The organism is Intrasporangium calvum DSM 43043, from assembly GCF_000184685.1.
Lineage (GTDB): Bacteria > Actinomycetota > Actinomycetes > Actinomycetales > Dermatophilaceae > Intrasporangium > Intrasporangium calvum.
Genome location: NC_014830.1, coordinates 3979984 through 4001228 on the forward strand (window position 1 = coordinate 3979984; position 21245 = coordinate 4001228).

Below are 21245 nucleotides of genomic sequence, written 5' to 3' on the forward strand. Positions count from 1 at the left end.
CGAGATGGACACTGCGCGCTCGACCCCCCGGGACACGGTCGACGCCGTCCCGGCGGGCGAGCGGGCCGTCCCCGCGCGGACCAGCGCGTCCGCCGGGCCGGCAGGGGGTCACCACCCCAGCCAGCGCGCACGCTGGCGCCAGCGCCTCAGCCGGTTCGACACCAAGGCCTCGCCGTACGCCTACATCTCCCCGTTCTTCATCATCTTCGGCGTCGTCGGGCTCTTCCCCTTGCTCTACACGGCGTGGGTCTCGCTCCACGAGTGGCACCTCATCGGTGGGCAGGGCGACTTCGTCGGGCTGAAGAACTTCCAGGACGTCCTCGAGCAGCGGTTCTTCTGGAATGCCGTGCGCAACACGTTCAGCATCTTCCTGCTCTCGAGCGTGCCCCAGGTCATCGCCGCGCTGCTCATCGCCGTCGCGCTCGACAGCGGCATCAGGGCCAAGGGGTTCTGGCGGATGGGCGTGCTGCTGCCGTACGTCATCGCTCCGGTCGCCGTCGTGCTCATCTTCAACGACCTGTTCGGTGACCGGTACGGCCTCGTCAACGAGCTCCTCGGCTGGGTCGGGCTCGACCCGGTCCAATGGCACAAGGACACCCTGTCCAGCCACCTCGCCATCGCGACGATGGTCAACTTCCGGTGGACCGGCTACAACGCCCTGATCTTCCTTGCGGCGATGCAGACGATCCCTCGGGACTACTACGAGGCGGCCCTCATCGACGGTGCCGGCCGGATCCGGACGTTCTTCTCGATCACGGTCCCACAGCTACGGGCCACGATCATCTTCGTCACCATCACGTCGACGATCGGGGGCCTCCAGATCTTCGACGAGCCGCGCATGTTCGACCAGTACGGCCAGGGCGGGGCAGACCGGCAGTGGCAGACACTCACCATCTACCTCTACAACCTCGGCTGGAACCAGAAGAACTTCGGGCGCGCCTCAGCGGTCGCCTGGCTGCTCTTCCTCATCATCGTCGCCATCGCCGTCGTCAACTTCTTCGTCATCCGCCGGATCGCCTCGAGGGAGGAGGAGCGATGACCGTCGTCACCCGGCGCGTCGACGAACGCCGACACCGGGCTGCGGATTCGCCGAGGGGCACCACCGCACGAGTGGCCAGGCGCGCCCAAGTGAGCCCAGCGGCATACGCCTTCCTCACGATCGTCCTGCTCGCGAGCGCCTTCCCGCTGTGGTGGTCCTTCGTCATCGGCAGCAAGGACGCCGCCGCCCTCAACACCGGGGAGGTCTCCCTGCTGCCGGGCGGCAACTTTCTCGAGAACGCGAGCACCGTGGTCTCGACGCTCCCGTTCTGGAAGGCCTTGGGCAACAGCATCATCGTCTCGACCGTCGTGTCCGGGCTCGTCGTGCTGCTCTCGACCCTGGCGGGGTTCGCGTTCGCGAAGCTGCGGTTCCGCGGGCGGGAGGGGCTGCTCCTCTTCGTCATCGCGACGATGTGCGTGCCCACCCAGCTCGGCGTCGTGCCGCTCTTCATCGTGATGGCCAAGCTGGGCTGGATCGGGGGCCTGTGGGCGGTCATCCTGCCCGCACTGGTCAACGCCTTCGGTGTCTTCTGGATGACTCAGTACCTGCGCGAGTCCCTGCCCGACGAGCTGGTCGAGGCCGCCCGCGTGGACGGCGCGTCGACGCTGCGGATCTTCTGGAACGTCGCCCTGCCCGCCGCGCGACCCGGTGCCGCCATGCTCGGGCTGTTCACTTTCATCGCGACGTGGACGAACTTCTTCTGGCCCTTCATCGTTCTCGAGCCCGGGAACCCGACGCTGCCCGTCGCGCTCCAGCAGCTGCAGGCGGCCTACTACGTCGACTACTCGCTCGTCCTCGCTGGGGTCGTCCTCGCCGCGATCCCCCTCCTCATCGTCTTCGTCTTTGCCGGGCGGCAGCTCGTCTCCGGCATCATGCAAGGAGCAGTCAAGGGATGACCCTCAACGCCACTTCTTCCGACCGAGCAGCCGATCGGGCTGAGCAGCAGTCGGGCTCGCCGAGCGCGGCGGCCCGCCGGTTGCCGGAGGGGTTCGTCCTCGGAGTCGCCACGGCCGCTTACCAGATCGAGGGCGCGCGACATGTCGAGGGCCGGGCCGACTCCATCTGGGACACCTTCTCCCACACCCCGGGTGCGGTCGTCGACGGCCACACGGGCGACGTGGCGTGCGACCACCACCACCGGTTTGCCGAGGACGTCGCGCTGATGCAGCGCCTCGGCGTCCAGTCCTACCGGTTCTCGACTTCGTGGGCACGGGTGTGCCCTGACGGCCGGGCGGTGAACGCCAAGGGCCTCGACTTCTACGAGCGCCTGGTCGACGCGCTCCTGACGGCCGGGATCACGCCCTGGCTCACGCTCTACCACTGGGACCTGCCCCAGGCGCTCGAGGACCGTGGCGGCTGGCCGGTGCGCGAGACCGCCGACCGGTTCGTCGACTATGCGCTGGCCGTGCACGACCGGCTCGGGGACCGGGTGTCCACCTGGACGACCCTCAACGAGCCCTGGTGCTCCGCGTTCGTCGGGTACACCAGCGGCGAGCACGCCCCGGGCCGCCAGTCGCCGGCTGACGGCCTCGCCGCGGCCCACCACCTCATGCTCGGGCACGGGCAGACGGTTCGAGCGCTGCGCTCCCGGGACGCGAACCTCCAGCTCGGCCTGACCCTGAACTTCACCGTGGCGGACCCGGTCAACCCGGCCGACCCGTGCGACGTCGACGCCGCCAGACGCGTCGACGGACAGATGAACCGAATGTTCCTCGACCCTGTCTTCCGGGGGCAGTACCCCGCCGACGTGCTGGCCGACGTAGCCGGGCTCGGCCTGGAGGACCACGTCCGTCCGGGTGATCTCGCCACGATCTCCGCGCCCATCGACGTGCTCGGGGTGAACTACTACAACGGGGGTGCCTTCAGCCACCTCCCCCCGGTCACGGCCCTCAGCGGCGCTCCCGCGACCACCCGGCAGACGCGCTCCCCCTTCCCTGCGGCGGACGGGGTGCACGGGCACCCCCGGGGCCTTCCGGTGACCTCGATGGACTGGGAGGTGCAGCCCGAAGGACTGACGCGCCTGCTCGTCCGGTTGCACGAGGAGTACACCGGCCCCGCGGGGACCACCCTGCACGTGACCGAGAACGGCGCCGCCTTCGACGACCGACCCGACGAGCAGGGCTTCGTCGACGACCGGGCCCGGGTCGAGTACGTGCGCTCCCACCTTTCCTCGGTGGTCGACGCGGTCGAGGCCGGGGTGCCGGTGCAGGGGTACTTCTACTGGTCCTTCATGGACAACTTCGAGTGGGCGTGGGGATACGCCAAGCGGTTCGGTATCGTCCGCGTGGACTACGACACACAGGAGCGGACCCCGAAGGCCAGCGCCCTCGACTACGCCCGGATCATCCGGACGCGCGAGCTTGCGGTGGTGAGCAGGGAGCGGGGCGAGGACGATGGGCGCAGGAGCCCACAGGCGACGAGCGGAGTCAGTGACGTATGACCCACGGAGCGGTGGCGGTACCCGGCCGGCCGACCCTCGAGGAGGTCGCCCGGCTGGCCGGCGTGTCGCGGGCGACGGTCTCCCGAGTCATCAACGCCTCGCCCAAGGTGAGTCCGGAGGTCCAGACCGCCGTCGAGGCGGCCATCGCCGAGTTGAACTACGTGCCGAACCGCGCCGCCCGGTCGCTGGTCGCCCGCGCCACGATGTCCATCGCCCTGGTCGTCCCCGAGGACGCCCATCGATTCTTCGGGGATCCCTACTTCGCCGACATCGTCCAGGGCATCAGCGACCGTCTCGATGCGAGCGACTACGTGCTCAACCTGCAGCTGGCCCACCCGAGCTCCCCGACGGAGAAGACCCGCCGCTACCTCCTCGGCGGCAACGTCGACGGCGCGCTCGTCGTCTCGCACCACTCGGGGGACCATTTCCTCGCCTCGATCGGCGAGGCGCTGCCCGTGGTCTTCGGTGGTCGGCCCATGCACGCGCGAGGCGCCTCGGGGCGGCCCACCGACTACTACGTCGATGTCGACAACCGACTCGGGGCCGTGCAAGGCACGCGATACCTCATCGATTCTGGCCGGCGAGCGATCGGCACCATCACCGGGCCGCAGGACATGCCCGCCGCACTCGACCGTGCAGCCGGGTGGCGGGACGCCCTGCATGAGGCCGGGCTGTCCGACGAACGCGTCGCCCATGGAGACTTCACCGAGGAAAGCGGTGCGCGCGCTGCGACCGAGCTGCTGGATCGGCACCCCGACCTCGATGCGATCTTCGTCGCGAGCGACGCCATGGCGAGCGGGGCGCTGTCGACTCTGGCCGACCGCGGGCACAACGTCCCCCGGGACGTCGCGGTCGTCGGCTACGACAACAGCCGGTACGCGACGCGGGGGCCGATCCCCCTGACGACGGTCGCCCAGCCGACGAAGGAGATGGGGATCGTCATGGCGGACACGCTGCTGCGCCTGCTGGCCGGCGAGAAGCCGAAGCGGGTGTCGCTCCTCCCGACCGAGCTGATCCGCCGCGCGTCCGCCTGAGGGCGGGAAGTGCACACTCGAGTGGGGCGCGGGGCGCACTCGAGTGAGGCGCCCCGGCCCGAGTGGGGGGCGGGGCGGACTCGAGGGGGGCGCGGGGGGTACGGCAGAGCCCGGCCCCTCTGCGAGGAACCGGGCTCTGACGGGTCGGGCCGCCCGAGACTCAGGCGGGCACGACCTCGAACTTCAGCGTCGCGGCCACGTCGGCGTGCAGTCGGACGGTCGCCTCGTAGGCGCCGAGCGACTTGATCGCCTGCTTGACCTCGATCTTGCGCTTGTCGAGCTGCGGGCCACCGGCCGCCTTGACCGCGTCAGCGATGTCGCCGTTGCTGACGGCGCCGAAGAGACGACCGGACTGGCCGGCCTTCGCTGCGACCTGGACCGGCAGGGCCTCGATCTGGCCCTTGATGGACTTGGCCTGCTCGATGTCCTGGATGGCCCGGACCTCGCGGCCCTTGGTCAGTGCGTCGACCTGCTTCTGGCCGCCCTTGGTCCACGGCGTCGCCAGCCCCCGCGGGAGCAGGTAGTTGCGGGCGTAGCCGTCCTTGACGTCGATGATGTCACCGGCGGCGCCGAGGCTGCTGACCTCGTGCGTGAGAATGAGCTTCATGAGGTGTTTCTCCTTGCTTTCTCGAGCGAGCGGGCTCAGCGAGCCGAGCTCGAGTAGGGCAGCAGGGCCATCTCACGGGCGTTCTTCACGGCCGTGGCGATGAGCCGCTGCTCCTGGACGGACACCCCGGTCACCCGGCGAGCGCGGATCTTCCCGCGGTCGGAGATGAACTTGCGCAGCAGCGCAGTGTCCTTGTAGTCGATGTTCTCGACCTTCGCCGCCTTCAGCGGGTTGGCCTTCTTCTTGGGCTTGCGCACAACGGGCTTGGCCATCGTGGTGCTCTCCTTCTGGAAAGCCCGGGGTTCTGGCCCCGGGATGGGATTCACAACTGTTTCGTATGCCGCTGAGCTGGCTCAGCGACGCAAGCGGGCTCCGTGCCCTCGTGGTTCGAGGTGAGGACCGACGACCAAGAGTCGCGGAACACCTCGAACCGGAAGGGGTCGATCAGAACGGCGGCTCGTCGTAGCTCGGGGCCCCCTGGCCCCAGCCACCCTGCTGACCACCCTGGGCCGGCTGACCACCCTGGGCCGGCTGGCCACCCGGTGGTGCCTGAGGCGTCTGGCCCCAGCCACCACCCTGCTGACCACCCTGCTGACCGGCCGCCGGACCACCCTGGCCAGCACCGGCGCCGGTGGCCCAGGGGTCGTCGCCGCCCTGCTGGCCGCCGCCACCCCAGCCACCGCCCTGCTGGCCGCCGGCGCCCCAGCCACCGCCGCCACCGCCGCCACCAGCCCGCTGGGTCTTGTTGACCTTCGCGGTGGCGCTGCGGAGCGACGGGCCGATCTCGTCGACGTCCATCTCGATGACCGTGCGCTTCTCGCCTTCCTTGGTCTCGTACGAACGAGACTTCAGTCGGCCCGAGACGATGACCCGCGTGCCGCGCTGGAGCGACTCGGCGACGTTCTCCGCCGCGTCGCGCCACACCGAGCAGCGCATGAACAGCGTCTCGCCGTCCTTCCACTCATTGCTCTGGCGGTCGAACATCCGAGGCGTGGAGGCCACGGTGAAGTTCGCGACCGCCGCTCCCGACGGCGTGAAACGCAGCTCGGGGTCGGCGGTCAGGTTGCCGATGATCGTGATGACGGTGTCGCCTGCCATGGATGGCTCCGTTCAGTCCTTCGTTGGGTGATCGGTGGTGATCGAGAGGATCAGGCGCCGGGACGGAGCAGCTTGGTCCGCATGATCGACTCGCTGAGGTTCAGCTGGCGGTCGAGCTCCTGAGCCGTGGCGGGCTCTGCGGTGAAGTTGACGACGGCGTAGATGCCCTCGGACTTCTTCTTGATGTCGTAGGCGAGCCGACGACGGCCCCAGATGTCGACGTTCTCGACGGTGCCACCGTCCTTCTTCACCACTCCCAGGAACTTGTCCATCGTGGTGGAGACGGTGCGCTCTTCGGTCTCCGGGTCGAGGATGACCATGAGTTCGTACTGACGCATGCTTCTACCCAACCTCCTTCGGTCTTGGCGGTCACGAGTCCTTCTCGTGACAGGAGGGTTGAAACGTCCCGCCGCTACCCAGCCTTGCAGATCGGTCCGACATCACGTCGGTTCGCTCCACAGGCCGCCCCGGGCTCTCACCCAGGGCGGAAGGGCACACGGCGAACCCGGCAAGACTACCGGGCCCAGCGGCATACCCCGAAATCGGTGGGCACCACCCAGCCACGCGCGCCGTTCGGGGTCCACGCGGCGCGGCCACGGCCGTGACCTCCCGCGGGTGCCGTCCCCCGTGCGTCAGGAGAACTTCACGATGAGGCGGTCCTCGGCGTCCTGCATCGGACCGGCGAGGTCGTCGGCCTCCCCCTCGGACCGGCCCCACCGTTCCCGCGCCCGGAGCCAGACCATCGTCACCAGCCAGAGCACGGCGATCACCCTGAACATCGAGAAGAAGGCATACCAGGAGTTGGGCATCCCCCGGTCGGGGACCTTGGTGGCCGCGATCGTCAGCCACACGGCGACGAAGTGCAGCGCCTCGGCGCCCGCCCACAGCAGGTGGTCACGCCACTGCACGACACACCAGGCGACCAGCGGGACGAGCCACAGAGAGCTCTGCACGGTGAAGGACTTGCCCGTCACGAGGGCGATCCCGACCATGACGAGAGACACCTCGGCGAGCGTCGGTCGGCGTGCGCTGGCCAGCGCGAGCACCGCGCCCGCGACCACGGCGAGGACCCAGCCTCCGGCCGCGAGCGCGGTGAGGCCCCACGCCGGCAGGGGGTGCCCCGCGAGCTGGGGCAGCAGCCACGGCGACCCGTAGCCGGCCGCCGCGGAGAACCAGGTGCGGTAGGACGACGCCGCCGCGTCGGGGTTGAGCAGCCAGAGCCCGCCGAGGACGGCGAGGAAGGTGGCCACGGCGTGGGCCGCCGTGCGGGCGAACGCGCGCATCCGTCCCGAACGGAGCGCCAGCAGGCCGATGGCGACGAGGATCAGCACGGGGTAGGAGCGTGCCGCGACCGCGAGGCCGAGGAGCACTCCGGCCGCCCCCGGGCGGCGCCGGGCCCACGCCCACATCCCGGCGCCGGCGAGCGCCACCCCGAGCAGGTCGGCCGACACGAAGCCGACCAGGGCGACGACCGGAGCGAGCGCGACGTGCGCGGCAGCCCACGGGCGGTGGGCGGTGGAGGCCACCATCCAGACGACGGCGAGGAGGAGCAGGGTGAGCAGCACGGCCCAGAGCGCGAAGTACCACGCGACCCGGGTGCTCTCCCGATCCGCCGACGGCACGAGGCTCCCGACGGCCATCAGGGCCAGTCCCGTGAGCGGTGGCTGGCCCGTGGTCGGTGAGCCGTCACTCCCCTGGAGGAAGGCCGCCAGGCCCGCACCGAGGTTGCCGTCGCGGTAGGCGTTCGGCAGGTCCGAGTAGCAGGCGTTCCAGAACTGGCCATCGCCCTTCCAGCTGGTCCGCAGGCACGGGATCCGCAAGGCGATCCCGAAGCCCGCCGGGATCGCCGCGAGGGCGGACAGCGTGGCGGCGGTCAGCAGCCAGGACAGCTCGCGTGCGGCATGGCGTCCGCGGGGTCCGCCGATGACCTCCGTGGCCGCCCGGGCGACGGGGTCGTCCAGCCCGGCCCTGCGGCCCCCCGCCATCAGTTCCCGTTGCCCGGCTTGGTGGAGGTCGTCGTGGCCTCCGGTAAGGGCACCGTCACCGAGATCGAGGGATCCTGCGTCGTGGTCGTCGTCTCCTGCGGCTTGCCCGGCGGCGTCTTCGTCGGCTCGGTGGTGGTCGGCGGCACCGTCGTCGTCGTCGTGGGCGCCGTCGTCGTGGTCGTCGTGGGCGCCGTCGTCGTCGGGGTCTCCGTGGGAACGTTCTGGTCACCGACACCGGCACGCTGCGGGAAGGGCAGGACCTCGACCCCCTCGAACGTCGGCTTCATGAAGTCGAGCCAGATGTTCGCCGGGATGGTCGAGCCGTCAGGCGCGACCGATTCCTCGGGGGAGAGCGACACGGAGGACTGGCCGTCCTCGGTGGGCTTGTAGGTCCCGACCGACACGGCCATCTGCGGGACGAACCCGCTGAACCACTTGGAGAGGTTCTCCTCGGAGGTTCCGGTCTTGGCCGCGACGGGACGGGCGAACTCGCGGCCGATCTTCGTGGCCGTGCCGCCCTCCTTCGTCGTGTACGTCATCGCGTCGGTGACGTCGGCCGTCACCTCCTTGGCGAAGGCCCTGCGGGTCGTCGGCTTGGCGGTGTACGTGTAGCTGCCGTCGGCCGTGGTCACCTTGGCGATGACGTACGGCGTCGAGCGGATCCCCTGCGCCGCGATGGTCGAGTAGGCGGAGGCCATGTCGATGACCCGCGGCGACGCGGTGCCGAGGACGTTGCCCAGGTCGTTCTTCAGACCCGGGGTCTTCTCCGGGATGCCCGCGGCGATGGCCGCCTCGCGGGTCTTCTCCGGGCCGATCTGCTCGTTGAGCTGGACGAAGGCGGTGTTGATCGAGCGGCCGATCATCCGGCGCATGTCGACCTTGCCGTAGTCGCGGTCGTCGTAGTTGTTCACCGGGTGCGGGTAGCCGGCGAACTCCTTCGGGGAGTTGCCGTCGAACTTCGTCTTCGTCGAAATGCCCTCCCGCACGGCCGCGAGCACCGCGAAGGGCTTGAAGTTGGACCCGCCCTGCATGATCGCCTGGGTCGCATTGCTCAGCTGCCGCTTCGAGTAGTCGGAGCCGCCGTACATCGCGATGACCGCCCCGTCGCCCGGCTTGATCGCGACGAGTCCGCCCTGGACCCCCTTGGGCAGGTTCGCGGCCATCGCCTTGACCGCGTTGGACTGCGCCTTGCGGTCGATCGTCGTGACGATCCGCAGACCCCCCTTGGCGATGTCCTGGTCGGTCAGGCCGATCCGGACGAGCTCCTTCTTGACCTCGGCGGTGATGTAGCCGCTCGTGCCCTTCGACAGCCGGGGGCCCTTGTACTCCTTGATCTTGGGCAGCTCGGTGTACTTCGCGCGCTCGGCGGCGGAGAGCCAGTTCTCCTCCACCATGCCGTCGAGGACGTAGGCATAGCGCTGCCTCAGCCGCTCGGCCGCATTGTCGCCCTCGGCCGGGTCGTAGAGCGACGGCGCGTTGATGACCGACGCGAGGACGGCACCCTCGCCGACCGTGAGCTTCTCGACGGGCTTGCCGAAGTAGGCGCGGGCCGCCGTCTGGATGCCGTACGCGCCGCGGCCGTAGTAGATCGTGTTGAGGTAGTCCTGGAGGATCTGGTCCTTCTCCATCTCGCCGTCGATCTTCACCGCGATGAGGATCTCCCTGGCCTTCCGCTCGAGTGTCCGGTCCTGGCTGAGGAAGTAGTTCTTGACGTACTGCTGGGTGATCGTCGACCCGCCGACCTGTGCCCCACCGGTGACGCTCGTCTTGACGGCCCGGAGGATGCCGCCCACCGAGATGCCGTTGTTGACGTAGAAGGTGCGGTCCTCCGCGGCCAGGTGCGCCTTCTGGACGGCGTCGGGCACCTTGGCGAGGTCCACCATCTGGCGGTTCCCCTCGTCCTGGACGATGCGGTCGATCTCGGTCTTGCCGTCGGAGTAGTAGACGATCGAGACCTGCCGGCTGGCGAACTCGTTGGGCTTGGGCACATCCGTCCGGGCATACGCGAACCAGACCCCGAGGACGCCGAGGACGAAGAGCACGGCCCCCGCGATGGTGCCCCACTTGAGGGTCGGGAAGAGCCAGCGCCGCCAGCCGGTGCGGCCCGTGCCGCCCGCACCCGCCGACCGACCGCCGCGACCGCCGCCTCCACCGCGGCCACCGCCGGCCCTGAACTCGAGGGCGTCGCCGTCACCAGTGGGCTCGCCGGAGCTCGGGTCGGGCCGGATACCCGCTCGCCGACTGCGCTTCTCGGCGGCCAGCTGGGCAGCACGGATCTCGCGCCTGCTCTGTGTCACTCCACCACTTCCATTCATGCGCAGGCTCGAGACACCTCTCGAGCCGCATATCAGTATGACCCGACCCGGCACCACACGCCGAAACGGACCCCGCCACTCACAGCGGTCACACAGGCGCGGACCGCGCCCAGCGGCATACGGCCCACGCTTCTTCCGTATGCCGCTGAGTTTCCTTCCCGAGTCGGGCAACCTTTGTTCGTGGCTGCATGGTCACTCCGGGTGTGACGATGCTCAGACACAGCGAGGGAGTGGAGGTGGGAGTGGAACGGGACGGCTTCGACGCCTTCGTCGCGGCACGCTCGACCCGTCTCCTCCGGACCGCCTACCTGCTGACCCACGACCGGGGTCTCGCCGAGGACCTCGTGCAGACCGCGCTCGCCAAGGCGTGGTTCGCGTGGGGACGGATCGAGGGCGCTCCCGAGGCGTACGTGCGCCGCATCATGGTCAACACGTACTCGACGTGGTGGCGCCGCAAGTGGAACGGCGAGGAGCCGACCGACGAGCTGCCCGAGACGGGGCCGGCAGGTCGCACCCGGGAGTCCGGGCGGACCGACGACCGCACCGACCTCTGGGACGCGCTCGGCCGCCTGCCCAAGCGACAGCGCGCCGTCGTCGTGCTGCGCTTCTACGAGGACCAGTCCGAGGCCGAAACCGCCGAGCTGCTCGGCTGCTCGGTCGGCACCGTCAAGAGCCAGGCGAGCAAGGCGCTCGCCAAGCTGCGCCTCGACCCCCGGCTCACCGACTTCACCCCGTCGACCTCGAAGGACGGCTCCCGATGAACCTCACCGACCTGCGCGACGAGCTCGACCAGCGCACCCAGGACCTCTCAGCCGACATCCCGTCCCTCACGGCCGGCATCGCCGGAAAGGTGCGGGCCACGAAGCGCCGACGTGCGGGTGGGGCAGCCGGCGGAGTGGTCGCCGCCCTGCTCGTCGTCGGGATGGCCGTGGCGAACCAGCCCGGGCGACCCGTGGTACCCGCGCCGGCCGCGACCACGCCGTCCACCAGCGTCGGTGCCGACGGCATGCCCTCCCGCGTGCTGCCCGACCGGCCGGGCGACGTGGTCAAGGACGGCCTGCGGCTCCGCGCCACCGTCGCGGAGGACACGCTCGCCGTCGGGGTCATCGGCGACCCGGGCGAGCGAGTCGTCCGCGCCACCTGGACGCCGCGGACGCAGCGGGTCGCCTACGTCGTCGAGTGCTGGCTACCTCCGGGCCAGGACCCGGCGACCGCGAAGGAGACCTGGGTCCGGGCCTCGATCTCCGGTCAGGAGGGCTACTTCGGGGGGACCTGCCGCGCCGACCTTCCTACTGCCGGGGACCTCTCGGCCAGCATCACCCCGGGCGAGCCGGGCGAGGGCAACCCGCAGATCAGGCTCGGCACCGACACCACGCTCCGAGTCGAGCTCGTCGACCGGGACGGCCGGCCCCTGACCAACCCCGGGGTTCGCCTCGCGGCCGGCATCTACGAACTCGGGCCGCAGCTCCCGATCAAGGACGATCGGGGCCAGGTCGTCGGCGCCCTGCCCGAGGTCGTCGAGCACCAGGGCTACCGCTACCTGTTGGGGCCGGTCGTGTACCGGTCGCTGGCGAGTGGAGCCCTGCCAAGGGTGGAGGCACCGGCAACCGGGCCATACCTGGTCAGGTTCGGCACGGTTGGAACCGGCAGGCCAGGTGCGGACCCCGGCTTCTTCCAGCTCGGTGGACTCGGCGAGGCCACATCGCTCGTGCAAGAGGGCGGCCTGACGACTGCGCCGCAGCCCGCCGGGGCCGGACAGGCCCTGTCCCTCCAGCTGGCCGAGGGGACGCTGCCGAAGGACGGCTACGGCGTCATCGCGATCTATGTCCCGGCCCACTGACCTTGGCGAACGGAGCGATGTATCGCGGCGATATATCCCGTAGTAGGGTGGGGTTGTGCCCAGGAGTCCGCGACCGCAGAGCCGCCGTGCGGCGCTGCTCGAGTTCGCCATCCTCGGCGTCCTCCATGACGGCGCCCTGCACGGCTACGAGCTGCGCAAGCGCCTCACCACCGCCCTCGGCATCTTCCGCGCCCTGTCCTACGGCTCGCTCTACCCGGCCCTCCGCGCGCTCATGGAGGCCGGGCACATCTCCGAGACCCCCGAGCTGACCGCCTCGGGCAAGCGACCGCGGATCACCTACGAGCTGACGGCCGAGGGCAAGGAGCACTTCCAGGACCTCGTCGCGGCGAGCGGCCCGGACGCCTGGGACGACGACGACTTCGACGTCCGGCTCGCCTTCTTCTCCCGCACCGAGCGCGAGGTCCGGCTCCGCATCCTCGAGGGCCGCCGGTCCCGCCTGGAGGAGCGCCTCGCCCGGATCCGCGAGGTCAGCACCCGCAACCGCGAGCGCATGGACAGCTACACCCTCGCCCTGCAGCAGCACGGCGAGGAGCGCGCCGAGCGCGAGGTGCGCTGGCTCGAGGAGCTCATCAGCGCGGAACGCCGCGCTGCGCTCGATCCCGGCCCAGCGGCATACGACCTCGCGGTCCCGCCGGCACCCTTCCTGACCCCGCACCACCAGACCCAACCACTGCAAACCCCGCCACACCACAAGGAGTGATCCATGGGATCCGTACGCGTCGCCATCGTCGGCGTCGGCAACTGCGCGAGCTCGCTCGTCCAGGGTGTCGAGTACTACAAGAACGCTGACCCCACCGCCACCGTGCCGGGTCTCATGCACGTCAAGCTCGGCCCGTACCACGTCAACGACGTCACGTTCGTCGCCGCGTTCGACGTCGACGACAAGAAGGTCGGCAAGGACCTGTCGGAGGCGATCAACTCCTCCGAGAACAACACGATCAAGATCGCCGACGTCCCCACCGCGGGTGTCGAGGTCCAGCGCGGCCACACCCTCGACGGTCTCGGCAAGTACTACCGCATGACGATCGACGAGTCCGCGGCCGAGCCCGTCGACGTCGTCGAGGTCCTCAAGGAGCGCAAGGTCGACGTCCTCGTCTCCTACCTTCCGGTGGGCTCCGAGGAGGCTGACAAGTTCTACGCGCAGTGCGCCATCGACGCGGGCGTCGCCTTCGTCAACGCGCTGCCCGTCTTCATCGCGAGCGACCCGGAGTGGGCGGCGAAGTTCGAGGCGGCCGGCGTGCCGATCATCGGCGACGACATCAAGAGCCAGGTCGGCGCGACGATCACGCACCGCGTCATGGCCAAGCTCTTCGAGGACCGCGGCGTCGCGCTCGACCGGACGTACCAGCTCAACGTCGGCGGCAACATGGACTTCAAGAACATGCTCGAGCGCGAGCGCCTCGAGTCGAAGAAGGTCTCCAAGACGCAGTCCGTGACCTCCAACCTCACCGGCTCGCTCGGCGGCAAGATCGAGGACAAGAACGTCCACATCGGCCCGTCGGACTACGTCCAGTGGCTCGACGACCGCAAGTGGGCCTACGTCCGGCTCGAGGGTCGCGCCTTCGGTGATGTGCCGCTCAACCTCGAGTACAAGCTCGAGGTGTGGGACTCCCCCAACTCGGCCGGCATCATCATCGACGCCATCCGCGCGGCGAAGATCGCCAAGGACCGCGGCATCGGCGGCGCGCTCATCTCCGCGTCGTCCTACCTGATGAAGTCCCCGCCCGTGCAGCGCGAGGACACCGAGGGCCGCACCAAGCTCGAGGCCTTCATCCGCGGCGAGGAGGAGCGCTGACCTCCCCGGTCGGCTGAGTCTTCTTCTGCCGTATGCCGCTGGGCCCGCTTCCCGATGGGAGGCGGGCCCTTGCGCGTGGCCGGGTCACCGGTGTCGCCGGCTCGCCCGTCGTCAGACGGGCGGCCGGTCCGAGTCCCCTCGCTTGAGGACGGGTCGCCCGTCCACCGCGTTGGCGACGGCGATCTGGTGCAGCGCCGCCCACGCGTCACGGGGCTTCTCGTGGCTCCAGGCCATCCGCGCGGCGACGAGGCCGGCGACGAGCGGGGTGGCGAACGAGGTGCCACTCCAGCTCGCCAGCCAGTTGGTGAACTCGACGGACCCTGGCTGGTCGCCCGGGGTATCGGGGTCGATGTCGGCGTACTCATAGCGGCCGTTGGGGTAGCCGTTGACGACGTCGGTGCCGCGCGCCCACACGTCGACCCAGTTGCCGAAGTTGCTGTAGCCGGCGGGAGTCCGGTCGTCGGGGTCGAGCGCGCCGACGCCGACGATCTCGGGGTGAGGCAGCCCGGCCGGATAGAACCTCTCATCCTGCGCGTCGTTGCCAGCAGCGCAGACGAGCAGAGTGTCGGTCTTGGCCAGGTGCTCGCGGAAGACCCGGAGGCTCAGGAGCTCACGGGCCGGGTCCTCACCCGGGGCCAGGGTCGTGCCCGCCGAAAGGCTGATGATGTCAGGGCGGGTCTCGAGCACGGCGTCGAGGATCGGGCCCAGGTCGCTCGCCAGCTGACCGCCTGAGGTCAACAGCGCCGGCCAGACCCGGACGTCGGCCTCGGGGGCCATGGTCGCAACGACGCCGCCAACAAAGGTGCCGTGCCCGCGGTAGTGCCCGTGGGCCTTGGGCCCACCCGCGTCACCGGTGACCTTCCGGAGCCACGAGTGCTGCTGCACCACCGAGCGGTGGTAGTCGGTGTCGATGACAGCGACACTGACCTTGCGGTCGGTCGCCTGGGGGGACCAGTCGGCCACGGCCGGCACGGGGCCGGCCTGAGCCAGGACGGGCTCGGTCGCCGGACACGCCGACGCGGACGGGCAGATGTGCAGGACCAAGTCCTTGCTCGCGTCGACTCCCTGGGCGTGCAGGGCTGCGAGGACGGCGTTGGTGTCGGCACCAGCCGGCAGGGCGATCGTCGCGACACCGCGCTGGGGCGGCCCACCGACGGGCTCCTCGACCGCGGCGCCGTCCCCAGCGGTCTCGCGGATGATCTCGAGCACCCGGTCGACGTCACCGTCGCGGACGAGGACGGCCCCGCCCCGATAGAGGTAGTCGACATCCTCCCCGGTGCGAGCCTCCTCGATGACGACGTTGCGTGCGACGTTCTGCGGCGCGCTCTGCAGGCCGTCGACGATCCGGTCGAGCTGGACCCGGAGGCGGCCGCGCTGGCGACCGTTGGGAACGCCACCTTGCCACCACGGCGGGGTCGTGGGCTGGTTGCTCATGAGGCTGCTGCCATCATGTGGAGGGTCAGGGGGTGCCTGTCATTCATTGCAGCTCTCCAGTCAAGCGAAGGATGTTGTCCGTGAAGCCGGAGTCCCGAAGCGGGCGACCTGATACACGAGGAGCCGGGGCGCCTGGTCGATCGACGCCCGACGGTGCCGAGGATCCGGCCTCGCTGCTCCCCCTCGCAATATCCCGGCCCCAGTCGGCGCTCGCAACCGCAATGCAGATCATCGACGCGTCCGAGGATCCCGCGGCGCTCTCCTTCGCGCACCAGGCCGCGGCGATCGTCCACCGGGACGCGGGACGCAGCGAGGAGTCAGTGCGGCACGGGTTCGCCGCCCTGCGCCTCGCCCGCGGCGTCAGCCCGCTCCGGCAGGCCGACGTCATGGCCACCCTCGGCGTCGTGCTCGCCTATGCGGGCCGCACCAGCGACGGGCTGCGCCAGCTCGATGCGGCCAAGGGGCTGACGCAGGCACCGGACCTGCCCCGGCTGCTGCTGCGCCGTGCGCACGTCCTCGCCCTGGTGGGCCGGGAGCGGGAGGCGCGCGACGACCTCGCCCAGGCGATCATCGGCAGCCGTGCCCTGGGCGACCGGCTCTGGGAAGCGCGCGCCCTGAACAACCGGGTGGTCGTCAGCATCGCGCTCGGCCTGGTCGACGACGCCGACGAGGACGCCCGGCTCGCCGAACAGCTCTTCGACTCCTTGGGCCAGGAGTTCGAGGCCACCGAGGTCCTGCACAACCGCGCGGCCATCGCGATGCTCCGCGGCGACCTCCCCCGGGCCCTCGAGCTCTTCGACCGGGCCGCCGACCGCTACGCCGCCCTGGACCGGAGCAACCCCGGGCTCGACCTCGACCGCGTCGAGGCCCTCCTCACCGCCGGTCTCTACGACGAGGCGGAGACGGTCGCCCGCGAGGGGCTGTCCCGCCTGGACCTCGCACCGGTGAAGCGGGCCGAGCTGATGCTGGCCCAGGCCCGGGCCGCCCTCGCCACCGGCAAGGCCACGCTGGCCGGCGAGCGGGCGAGCGAGGCGGCCCGCCTGTTCACCGACCAGCTGCGGGACGCCTGGGTCGACCGAGCCCGGCTCCTCGAGCTGCGCGCCGGCTTCGTCTCCGGCCACCCGGAGACCGCTCCATGGCAGCTCACGGGTGGCGAAGCCGCCCCCTCGGAGCCCGAGCCCCCGCGCGACGTCGAGCTCCTGGCGGATGCGAGGGCGCTCATCACCTCGATGCGCCACACGGCGCTCACCGAGCTGCCCATCGCCCTGGTGCTGCACGGTCGGGTCGCCCAGCACCTGGGGCGGGACGAGGAGGCCAGTGCCAGCCTCTCCGAGGCGGCCGCACTCCGCAGAGCCGGGCCGCCCCTGACCCGTGCGGCGGGATGGCTCGCGGCGGCGCTGCTCGCCGACCGGGCCGGCGACCGCAGGTCGCTCTATGCCGCGTGCCGGCACGGCCTCGACGCGGTCGACGAGCACCGGGCGATCCTCGGCGATCTCGAGCTGCGGGCCCTCGCGAGTGGGCACGGCATCGAGTTCGCCCAGCTCGCTCTTGCTTCCGCGGTCCGTTCCGGTCGCGCCCGTGACCTGTGGTGGTGGGCCGAGCGGTGGCGCGCCTCGGCGCTCAACGCTGCCTACACCCGTCCTGACGACCCGGTCCTGCGCATCGAGGTCGCCGCGCTCCGCGACGTCACCCGGCGCATCGACAGCCTGGCCGAAGACGACCCGACGGGGTCGACGCTGCACACAGAACGTACGCGTCTGGAGGCGTCGATCCGCCGGGCCCACCGCCGTCTGCGCGCCGAGGGGACCGAGGGCTTTGGCCGGCCGGCCGGTCTCGACATCGGGCGCGTAGTCGACGAGCTCGGCGACGGTGTCCTGGTGACCCTCATCAACGACCGCGGCTCCCTCCACCTCGTCCTGGTGTGCCAGCGCCGCGTTCGCCACCTCGAGATCGGCAGCGTCGCCGCCGCCGCTCAGGAAGCGGACTTCGCCCGGTTCGCGCTCCGGCGCGCCGCCTCCGGGCGGCTCGTCAACCTCGCGTCCACGGCCGCTCGGCTCGAGTCGGCGCTCCTCGGCGGTCACGCGACCACGTTGCGCCGCCTCATCGGGGACCCCGACCGCCCCGTGATCGTCGTGCCGCCGGCGGGGCTCCTCACGGCGCCATGGGGCCTGCTGCCCCTCTTTGCCGAGTCACCGCTGTCGGTCAGCCCCTCCGTCACCCAGTGGCTCAAGGCGCGCCGGTCGGGCCGGGACCGCCGCTCCGAGCACGTCTCCCTCATCACTGGACCGGGCCTGTCGACCCGCGAGTCCGAGGTGACCAACCTCAGCCCGATCCATCACGGCGCCCTCGTCCTCCCCGCCGAGCGGGCGACCGTGTCGGCGGCCCTCGAGATCCTCGACGGAGCCGCCCTCGCCCACATCGCGGCCCACGGGACGTTCCGGGCCGAGGCGCCGCTCTTCTCCTCGCTCCAGCTGGCCGACGGCCCGCTCACAGTGCACGACCTCGAGGAGCTCCGGCGTCCACCGCGGTCGATCATCCTGTCGGCCTGCGACTCCGGAGGCGCCGCACCGATCGGTCCGCACGAGGCCCTCGGGCTCGTGTCGGCCCTCCTCGGCATGGGCACGTCGGACGTCCTGGCCAGCGTCGTGCCGGTCAACGACCACGCCACGCTCGGCGTCATGGCTCAGGTCCACGCCGTCGCCGGTCGCGGCGGCACCCTCTCGGAGGGCTGGCTCGCCGCGCGCAAGGGGGCCATGGGAGACGACCTCCATGCGGCGACGGCCGCCTCGTTCACGTCCTGGGGCGCCTGACCCGAGTCAGCCGACGTCGAACCACGTCGTGGTCATGACCCGTTCGCCGGCCTGCTCGAGGACGATCCGCGCCAGTCCGAGCGGCACCCGGTCGAAGGTGAAGCGTTCGCCCTCGAGGTCGACGGTGCGTGTGACGGAACCGGTCTCGAGGATGACGTGTGCCCCCTGAGCCACGGAGCCCGAGGCGTCGGCGACGACACCCAGGATCCGGCCGAGGTCGCCGCGCCACGTCACGTCCATCTCGATCGAGACCGGTCCGTGCTCGAAGACGAGCAGGCGCGAGGTCCCCCGTGCGCTGTCGGTGGCACGGAGCCCCGCCCCCGCCATCGCGTCGCTGACCAGGGTCATCAGAGCGGTGTCGGCGTGGTGCAGGGCGAACGCTGCCCGACCGAGCTGGACGACGTCGGGCGGCACCGGGTCGACGACGCCGACGATCGCGCCGAGGCGCTCGAGGAGCTCCAGGTCGTCAGGGTGCAGGTCATGGGTGGACATCAAGGTCGACCCCCTCCGCTCTCAAAGGCGTATCCGGTGTCGGAGACCAAGGACCGCAGCGTGGAGAGACACCGCATGCGCGTCGGGCCGATCGAGCCCACGGGCATGCCGAGCGAAGCGGAGACTTCTGCATAGTTCGGGCGGTCGCACACCATCAGGACGCGCAACAGCCGCTGGCACCGCTCCGACAACCGCCGGAAGCAGGACCACAGCTGGACGTCGCGCTCCTCCTCGAGGAGGGACGCATCCAGCGCTGCCGACTCGACGTCGACGAGCATCGGCCCGAGGTCGTCGTCACGGACGAGCACATCACGCCCACGCCGCCGGAGCAGCGAGAGGCATTCGTGTCGTGCCGTCGTCGCCAGCCACCCGGGGAGTGCTTCGGGCTGCTCGATCCGGTCAAGGTTGTCGAGCAGTCGGAGCCAGGTGTTCTGCACGACGTCGGCGGCGTCGTCCATCGAGAGCCGGTGCGCCCGTCCGACCGACCAGAGCAGGCTGGAGAACCGCTCCACGATCGCGTTCCACGCCGCGGCGTCTCCATGGGCCGCGGCGGTCACGAGCTCGGTGAGACCGCTGGGTTCATGCATGTCACGCCTTTCTCTCAGCGTGCTCATCGTAGGTCTCACGAAATGCAGATGCGCCGAGAACCATTCAGATACATCCGGGGGTACCGGGCGCCGCGAGCTGCCTACTTGAGAACCGAGTGGAGCAGCACCCCGTCGATGGAGGAGGCGATGCACAGCGCCGTGGGGTTTTGGTCCCACGCGAGCCGACTGTTCGGATAGATGAAGAAGAGGTCCACGCGGTCGAGCTTCGACTCGTCGAGGAGCGGCTCGGCGGCCGCGGTGCACCTGCGCTCGGCGAGGTTGCCCGCCTCGTCATCGCCCGGGAACGGCTCGTCCCCCAGGTCGACCGTCGTGATGAGCTGCATCTCGTGCTCGGCCCCGCAGCTGGCCAGGGACGCCCAGTCGAGGGAGGCCGGGCTGATCCCGGAGAAGCAGTCGCCGGGCCGCAGCTCGTCGATCGTGACCCGACCGGCGGTCGCCGGGGGCGCGCTCGGAGTGGCCGCCACGGGCTCGCTGTCGTCGGACCAGAGCAACGCGGCGGCGACGATGAGACCCCAGAGGAGGATGCCGACCGAGCCGAGGACGATGCCGGAGATCGCCATGCCGCGTCCACGCTGGGACTGGCCCGCTCGGGACCGGCGGCGCAGCTGTCGCAGCGCGATGACGCCGAGCACGACGGCGATGACGGGCGCGACCGGGATGAAGCCGGCCAGACCGCACAGAAGGGCCGCGATGGCGAACCTGTTTGCGCCGGCTGCCTCGGGCCCGAACGAGTAGGGGGACGGCACCGCGCTCGACCCCGGCGGGGGTGGGGGCAGGAGAGGTCCGCCGCTCGGCGGTGGCGGCAGGGTCACCGAAGGGCCTGCACGACGATCGCCGTCACGTTGTCGCGACCGCCGGCCTCGACGGCGCGCCGAACCAGCTCCGTCGCCGCCGCCTCTGCGTCCGGGGCCGCGGCGAGGACCGCCTCGATCTCGTCCCGCGTCAGCTCGTTCGACAGGCCGTCGGAACAGATGACGAAGGACTCGCCCTGGTGCGGCGGGAGGACCCAGGTGTCGACGTCCCCCATCGGCTCGCGCCCGAGCGACCGGGTGATGATGTTGCGGCTCGGGTGGCGCTGGGCCTGCTCCTCGGTGATGAGGCCACGCTGGACGAGCTCCCACACCTCGGAGTGGTCCACCGTGACCTGGGACAGCTGGTCGTCGACCATCCGGTAGACCCGGGAGTCGCCGATGTTGAAGACGACCCACTGCTTCGACCCGTCCACCGACGCCAGGGCCAGGCCGGCCACGGTGGTCCCCATGCCCGCCTGCTCGGGGTGGTTGGCGGCCGACTCGAGAATCCGACGGTTGGCCTCACCGAGCTGCTCGACGATGTCGTGCGGTTGCAGCGTCGGGTGCTCCGCGAGCTCGACGACCGAGTCCGCGGCGATGGCGCTCGCCACCTCGCCGGCCGCGTGCCCGCCCATGCCGTCGGCGACGACGAAGATCGTCCCGGCCGCTCGGGCGCAGTCCTCGTTGTGCTGTCGGACCCGGCCGACGTCAGTCGCGACGCCCACCGAGATCGCCGACTGGTCGGTCGTCATGCCGCCGGCTCCCCTGCGACGGCCGCCACCACGACGCCGACGACCAACCCGACGAGGTCACCGGCCGGTGCGGCCGCGGGGGGGCGAGTCGGCAGGCCGCCGCGGGTCTCGATGGCCACGGAGGGCGGCCCGGGGAAGGCCAGGCTCGGGAGGGCCAGGGTGCTCATCGATGTCCTTTCGTCAC

The 21245-nt window shown here is 70.7% G+C and carries 21 protein-coding genes; 9 read left to right on the forward strand and 12 right to left on the reverse strand.

The window, feature by feature from the left end; all coding sequences use genetic code 11:
- Positions 1-4: 4 nt before the first annotated feature.
- Genes INTCA_RS18165 through INTCA_RS18180 form a run of 4 tightly spaced genes read left to right on the forward strand, consistent with a single transcriptional unit; the run spans position 5 to position 4513 of the window.
- A complete protein-coding gene (locus INTCA_RS18165) occupies positions 5-1039 on the forward strand; it encodes a carbohydrate ABC transporter permease (RefSeq protein ID WP_114611142.1) in 1035 nt (344 codons plus the stop codon).
- Complete coding sequence (locus INTCA_RS18170; RefSeq protein WP_013494391.1) at positions 1036-1935, forward strand: carbohydrate ABC transporter permease; 900 nt, start codon at positions 1036-1038, stop codon at positions 1933-1935. Before INTCA_RS18165 ends, INTCA_RS18170 begins: the two co-directional genes overlap by 4 nt.
- A complete protein-coding gene (locus INTCA_RS18175) occupies positions 1932-3479 on the forward strand; it encodes a GH1 family beta-glucosidase (protein ID WP_013494392.1) in 1548 nt (515 codons plus the stop codon). Before INTCA_RS18170 ends, INTCA_RS18175 begins: the two co-directional genes overlap by 4 nt.
- Positions 3476-4513: a LacI family DNA-binding transcriptional regulator gene (locus INTCA_RS18180; protein ID WP_013494393.1), complete on the forward strand. Its 1038-nt coding sequence runs from the start codon at positions 3476-3478 to the stop codon at positions 4511-4513. The genes INTCA_RS18175 and INTCA_RS18180 overlap by 4 nt, the downstream gene beginning before the upstream one ends.
- A gap of 160 nt (positions 4514-4673) precedes the next feature.
- Here INTCA_RS18180 and rplI read toward each other — a convergent pair whose 3' ends face one another.
- From rplI to INTCA_RS18210, 6 genes are all read right to left on the reverse strand, one after another.
- Positions 4674-5120 (reverse strand): 50S ribosomal protein L9, encoded by a 447-nt coding sequence (rplI, locus tag INTCA_RS18185; RefSeq protein ID WP_013494394.1) that lies wholly within the window; start codon positions 5118-5120, stop codon positions 4674-4676.
- 35 nt (positions 5121-5155) lie between these two features.
- Positions 5156-5392 (reverse strand): 30S ribosomal protein S18, encoded by a 237-nt coding sequence (rpsR, locus tag INTCA_RS18190; RefSeq protein ID WP_013494395.1) that lies wholly within the window; start codon positions 5390-5392, stop codon positions 5156-5158.
- A 172-nt stretch (positions 5393-5564) separates the two neighbouring features.
- Entirely contained in the window at positions 5565-6218 is a 654-nt protein-coding gene (locus INTCA_RS18195) for a single-stranded DNA-binding protein (RefSeq protein WP_013494396.1), read from the reverse strand.
- Between the two features lie 50 nt (positions 6219-6268).
- Positions 6269-6556 (reverse strand): 30S ribosomal protein S6, encoded by a 288-nt coding sequence (rpsF, locus tag INTCA_RS18200; RefSeq protein ID WP_013494397.1) that lies wholly within the window; start codon positions 6554-6556, stop codon positions 6269-6271.
- A 294-nt stretch (positions 6557-6850) separates the two neighbouring features.
- Entirely contained in the window at positions 6851-8203 is a 1353-nt protein-coding gene (locus INTCA_RS18205; protein WP_013494398.1) for a glycosyltransferase 87 family protein, read from the reverse strand.
- Positions 8203-10500: a transglycosylase domain-containing protein gene (locus INTCA_RS18210; protein ID WP_148236677.1), complete on the reverse strand. Its 2298-nt coding sequence runs from the start codon at positions 10498-10500 to the stop codon at positions 8203-8205. The genes INTCA_RS18205 and INTCA_RS18210 overlap by 1 nt, the downstream gene beginning before the upstream one ends.
- A gap of 227 nt (positions 10501-10727) precedes the next feature.
- Here INTCA_RS18210 and INTCA_RS18215 point away from each other — a divergent pair, with 227 nt between their 5' ends.
- The 4 genes from INTCA_RS18215 to INTCA_RS18230 are packed head-to-tail and all read left to right on the forward strand — an operon-like array spanning position 10728 to position 14174.
- Positions 10728-11279, forward strand: a complete 552-nt coding sequence (locus INTCA_RS18215) for a SigE family RNA polymerase sigma factor (RefSeq protein ID WP_052338145.1) — start codon at positions 10728-10730, stop codon at positions 11277-11279.
- Positions 11276-12358, forward strand: a complete 1083-nt coding sequence (locus INTCA_RS18220; protein WP_013494401.1) for a hypothetical protein — start codon at positions 11276-11278, stop codon at positions 12356-12358. The genes INTCA_RS18215 and INTCA_RS18220 overlap by 4 nt, the downstream gene beginning before the upstream one ends.
- 55 nt (positions 12359-12413) lie before the next feature.
- Complete coding sequence (locus tag INTCA_RS18225) at positions 12414-13079, forward strand: PadR family transcriptional regulator (RefSeq protein WP_013494402.1); 666 nt, start codon at positions 12414-12416, stop codon at positions 13077-13079.
- 3 nt (positions 13080-13082) lie between these two features.
- The gene (locus tag INTCA_RS18230; RefSeq protein WP_013494403.1) at positions 13083-14174 is read left to right on the forward strand and encodes an inositol-3-phosphate synthase; all 1092 of its coding nucleotides are present in this window, start codon (positions 13083-13085) and stop codon (positions 14172-14174) included.
- 111 nt (positions 14175-14285) lie between these two features.
- Here INTCA_RS18230 and INTCA_RS18235 read toward each other — a convergent pair whose 3' ends face one another.
- Entirely contained in the window at positions 14286-15608 is a 1323-nt protein-coding gene (locus INTCA_RS18235) for a S8 family peptidase (RefSeq protein WP_013494404.1), read from the reverse strand.
- A gap of 221 nt (positions 15609-15829) precedes the next feature.
- Between INTCA_RS18235 and INTCA_RS18240 the strand changes: the two genes are divergently transcribed.
- On the forward strand, positions 15830-18418 hold the full coding sequence (locus tag INTCA_RS18240; RefSeq protein ID WP_013494405.1) for a CHAT domain-containing protein: 2589 nt from the start codon (positions 15830-15832) through the stop codon (positions 18416-18418).
- A gap of 6 nt (positions 18419-18424) precedes the next feature.
- On the opposite strand, the gene INTCA_RS18245 is transcribed toward INTCA_RS18240, so the two are convergent.
- The 5 genes from INTCA_RS18245 to INTCA_RS19955 form a co-directional block, all read right to left on the reverse strand.
- Positions 18425-18910 (reverse strand): carboxypeptidase-like regulatory domain-containing protein, encoded by a 486-nt coding sequence (locus INTCA_RS18245; RefSeq protein WP_013494406.1) that lies wholly within the window; start codon positions 18908-18910, stop codon positions 18425-18427.
- Positions 18910-19497: an RNA polymerase sigma factor gene (locus INTCA_RS18250; RefSeq protein WP_013494407.1), complete on the reverse strand. Its 588-nt coding sequence runs from the start codon at positions 19495-19497 to the stop codon at positions 18910-18912. Before INTCA_RS18250 ends, INTCA_RS18245 begins: the two co-directional genes overlap by 1 nt.
- Positions 19498-19598: 101 nt before the next feature.
- Positions 19599-20264 carry a DUF4190 domain-containing protein gene (locus INTCA_RS18255; protein ID WP_041307955.1) on the reverse strand — a complete coding sequence of 222 codons (666 nt, stop codon included), beginning with the start codon at positions 20262-20264 and terminating at the stop codon, positions 19599-19601.
- A gap of 62 nt (positions 20265-20326) precedes the next feature.
- The gene (locus INTCA_RS18260; RefSeq protein ID WP_013494409.1) at positions 20327-21061 is read right to left on the reverse strand and encodes a PP2C family protein-serine/threonine phosphatase; all 735 of its coding nucleotides are present in this window, start codon (positions 21059-21061) and stop codon (positions 20327-20329) included.
- Positions 21058-21228, reverse strand: coding sequence for a hypothetical protein (locus tag INTCA_RS19955; RefSeq protein ID WP_013494410.1), 171 nt, complete (start codon positions 21226-21228; stop codon positions 21058-21060). Before INTCA_RS19955 ends, INTCA_RS18260 begins: the two co-directional genes overlap by 4 nt.
- Between the last annotated feature and the right edge of the window lie 17 nt (positions 21229-21245).